This window comes from Lysobacter enzymogenes (genome assembly GCF_017168095.1).
In the GTDB taxonomy this organism is placed as follows: domain Bacteria; phylum Pseudomonadota; class Gammaproteobacteria; order Xanthomonadales; family Xanthomonadaceae; genus Lysobacter; species Lysobacter enzymogenes_D.
On the sequence record NZ_LXSD01000540.1, the window covers coordinates 1 to 3,593 of the forward strand.

The 3,593-nt window shown below is 71.8% G+C and carries 4 protein-coding genes; 1 reads left to right on the forward strand and 3 read right to left on the reverse strand.

Features of this window, described 5'->3' with window-relative positions:
* Nucleotides 1-93: 93 nt before the first annotated feature.
* Entirely contained in the window at nucleotides 94-759 is a 666-nt protein-coding gene (locus A7A76_RS21465) for a response regulator transcription factor (protein ID WP_096376187.1), read from the reverse strand.
* 196 nt (nucleotides 760-955) lie between these two features.
* Here A7A76_RS21465 and A7A76_RS21470 point away from each other — a divergent pair, with 196 nt between their 5' ends.
* A complete protein-coding gene (locus A7A76_RS21470; RefSeq protein ID WP_206413214.1) occupies nucleotides 956-1,489 on the forward strand; it encodes a GNAT family N-acetyltransferase in 534 nt (177 codons plus the stop codon).
* A 309-nt stretch (nucleotides 1,490-1,798) separates the two neighbouring features.
* Here A7A76_RS21470 and dinB read toward each other — a convergent pair whose 3' ends face one another.
* Nucleotides 1,799-2,950 carry a DNA polymerase IV gene (gene dinB, locus A7A76_RS21475; protein ID WP_206413215.1) on the reverse strand — a complete coding sequence of 384 codons (1,152 nt, stop codon included), beginning with the start codon at nucleotides 2,948-2,950 and terminating at the stop codon, nucleotides 1,799-1,801.
* Between the two features lie 90 nt (nucleotides 2,951-3,040).
* Nucleotides 3,041-3,484 carry a hypothetical protein gene (locus A7A76_RS21480; protein ID WP_206413216.1) on the reverse strand — a complete coding sequence of 148 codons (444 nt, stop codon included), beginning with the start codon at nucleotides 3,482-3,484 and terminating at the stop codon, nucleotides 3,041-3,043.
* Nucleotides 3,485-3,593: the final 109 nt, after the last annotated feature.

Genomic DNA, 3,593 nt, shown 5'->3' on the forward strand with positions numbered 1-3,593 from the left:
GCGCGCTCGCCGGTCGCGCGCGCGGCGGGCCGCTCGCCGGCGTCGTCGCCGATCGCGCTCATCGCCGCATGCCCGCGTCGGCGCCGCGCGCGTTCAATTGGGCCCGCCGCCGATGCGGTAACCGTAGCCGTGCACGGTCACGATCAACTGCTCGCCGAGCTTGCGCCGCAGCTGGTGCACGTACACCGCGATGGTGTTGCTCTCGATCGTGCCGGAGCTGCCGTACACCGATTCCTCCAGTTGCTCGCGCGTGACCACCCGGCCCTGGCGTTCGAGCAGCAGCGTCAGGGTGCGGAACTCGTGGCCGCTGAGCGTGACCGGCTCGCCGTCGCGGGTGACCAGGCGCCGCGCCGGGTCGAGCACGACGTTGCCGCAGCTGAGCACCGGTGAGACCCGGCCCTGGCTGCGCCGCATCACCGCGCGCAGGCGCGCGCACAGCTCGTCGAGCTGGAAGGGTTTGACGATGTAGTCGTCGGCGCCGGCGTCGAGCCCGGCGATGCGCTCGCTGAGCTTGTCGCGCGCGGTCACGATCAGCACCGGGGTGGCGTCGTAGCGGTTGCGCAGCGCGCTGAGCACGCCCAGGCCGGAACCGCCGGGCAGGCCGAGATCGAGCACCACCGCGTCGAAGTCGTGATCGACCAGCGCGGTCTTGGCCAGCGGCGCATCGGCCGCCCAGTCCACCCGCCAGCCGTCGTGCGCCAGGCCGGTGCGCACGGCCTCGGCCAGCATCGCGTCGTCTTCCACCAGCAGGATGTTCATCGCCCGGTTGCGTCTTCGTCTTGCGGCATTCGGCCGCATCGTCCGCGCCCACTGTGCGCGGGCACGATTAAAAAGTTCTTAAAGGCCGGCGCGCACGATGGCCCCGCCTTCGCCGGAGCCGGCCGCGTCCGCGGTCTCCGGCGCCGATGCTACCGCGTCGCCGCTCCCCCTACCTGCCGTCCACCGGAAACCCGCGATGAACCCCCAGCTCGCCGTGACCCGTTCCGATCCCGCCCCCGTCGCCACCGCCGGCCTGAACGTGCGCGCGGTGACCCGCGCCGACGCCGCGACCCTGATCGCGCTGTGCCAGGAGCACAGCGACCGCCGCGCGCTGGAGCGCCGCCCCTACGGCCCGCCGCGCGCGGATGCGCTGGAGTTGATGGAAGTGCTGTTCGAACCGCCGTTCGGCGCCTGGGCCTGGCTGGCCGAGGCCGACGGCGAGGTGATCGGCTACGCCAGCGCGACCGCGGGCTTCTCGATGCTCGAACGCGCCTATTGCCTGCAGCTCGACGATCCCTACGTGCGCGAGCCGTGGCAGGAGCGCGGCGTGGAGACCGAGCTGCTGCGCCACGCGCTGGACGCGGCGCGCCGCTTCGGCTGCCTCAACCTGCAATGCCAGTCGCCGCAATGGAGCCAGGCCGCGCGCGAGCTGGAAGCGCCGCTGCGCGCGGTGCGGGTGGAGGCGGTGCGGTATGTGGTGCGGATGGAGGAGGAGGCCGCGCCGGTGTGAGCGCCGCGCGGCCGGGTTCGCGTCGTCTTTCCTGGGGCGGGCCTGGCTGTACGGGTGCGGGTTGGCGATGTGGCGATCGGCGCGGGCGGCCGAGGTTTGGTCGTGGCTGCTGTTTCGCGGTCGCGGCTTGCGCCGCTCCTACAGGGGCTTCGGCGAGTTTCGTATTCGACCGACTGCGTCGATGCCACGAAGCCGTCGTTCCAGCGAAAACCGGAATGACGGACGGGAGGTTGCGCAGCTTCGAGCGACTTCGGCAGAACGGCATCGCTTCGATGCGCCATCGGCATACCGCCAACCGACGCAACAACCTCAATCCTGCGCACTGACCTCCGCGTCGCCGTCCCACTGCGTCTGCGCATCGAGTTCGAACGACGCGGCGAACAGATCCGACTGCGCCAACACTTCGCCCTCCTCGGCGAATCCCGACAATCCGACCCCGACCAGGCGATACAGGGTCTGCGCCGGCAGTTCCACCCGCGCGCGCAGGGCGCAGGCGATGTCGGCCAGCTCGCGCTCGCTGCCGGGCGGCTGCGGCGGGGTCAGGCTGCGGGTGAGGATGCGGAAGTCGGAGGTCTTGAGCTTGAGCACCACGGTGCGGGCGATGCGTCCGGGATGGCGCTGCAACTCGCGCCGATAGCCCGCCCAGGTCTTGCCGGCCAGGGCGCGGATCTCGTCCTCGGTGCGCTCCAGCGGCACGTCGCGTTCGAAGGTGTCTTCCGAGGAAATCTGCAGGGTCGGCCGCTCGGGTTCGACCGGATGCGCATCGATGCCGTAGGCCAGTTCGTGCAGGCGCCGGCCCCAGCGGCCGAAGCGTTGCTCCAGCGCCTGCGCGCCCAACCCGCGCAGGTCGGCGACGGTGGCCACGCCCAGTTCGGACAGTTTGCCCTCCATCACCTTGCCCACGCCCGGCAGGCGCCCGACCGGCAGCGGCGCGAGGAAGGCCTCGACCTGATGCGGCTTGATCACGAACAGGCCGTCGGGCTTGTTCCAGTCCGAGGCGATCTTGGCCAGGAACTTGTTCGGCGCGACGCCGGCCGAGGCGGTCAGCCGGGTCTCTTCGCGGATCTGCGCGCGGATCGCCTGTGCGGTGGCGGTGGCCGAGGGCAGGCCGGTCTTGGTCTGGGTGACGTCGAGGTAGGCCTCGTCCAGCGACAAGGGTTCGATCAGGTCGGTGTGGCGGGCGAAGATCTCGCGCACCTGGCGCGAGACCGCCTTGTAGCGCACGAAGTCCGGCGGCACGAACACCGCCTGCGGGCACAGCCGCTCGGCGCGCACCGCCGGCATCGCCGAGCGCACGCCGAACACCCGCGCCTCGTAGCTGGCCGCGCACACCACCGAGCGCGCGCCGCGCCAGGCCACCACCACCGGGCGGCCGCGCAGGGACGCGTCGTCGCGCTGCTCGACCGACGCGTAGAACGCGTCCATGTCGACATGCAGGACTTTGCGCGGAGCGGCGGACACGGCGGCGGAGGCGAGGGCGGGGCCAGAGCGAGCGATGCGCGCATGGTAGCCGGTCCGCTCGCGCCGCCTGCGACGCGTCCGCCGCCGCGGTCACTCCACGTAGGTCGCCACCAGCGCGCCGGCGAGGTTGAGCCCGCCGCCGTACTGGCCGTCGCCGTAGCTGTACACCGGCGGTTCGCCGAGCGTGGTCAGCAGCGCCTGGTAGGCCTGCGGGACGCTCTCCTGCCACACCGCGACCTGGCCGATCACGAACACGGTGGCCGGATCAAAGCCCCAGCTTTGCAGGATCTCGCTGACCTGCGCCACGTTGTTGACCGCGAACAGGTTGTTCTGGTCGTCGGCGACGCTGAGGTGGATGCCGATCACCCGCGAGCCGGTCTCGTTGCGCGCGCAGATGCCGATGCAGGAGGTGAACGCGGTGAACTGCACGGTCGGCTGGGTGTCGCCGTCCGCCGGCGGCACGTTCTCGGCCTGGGCCCAGGTGCGTTCGGGAATCGCCAGCGGCGTGTTGCTGAACTCGATGGTGTACGGCATGGCTGCGCTCCGGAAATCCGCGGCGGATTGCCGCGCGGCGAACCTAGTCCGCGGCGGCGCGCGGCGCTATGGCGCCGCCGGTCCGCAGGGCCGCCGCCGCAGCGCGCGC

Excerpts from the sequence above, each read along its gene's own strand:
- A7A76_RS21480 (WP_206413216.1), bottom strand. The coding sequence starts at position 3,484 with ATGCCGTACACCATCGAGTTCAGCAACACGCCGCTGGCGATTCCCGAA.
- A7A76_RS21465 (WP_096376187.1), bottom strand. The coding sequence starts at position 759 with ATGAACATCCTGCTGGTGGAAGACGACGCGATGCTGGCCGAGGCCGTG.
- A7A76_RS21470 (WP_206413214.1), top strand. The coding sequence starts at position 956 with ATGAACCCCCAGCTCGCCGTGACCCGTTCCGATCCCGCCCCCGTCGCC.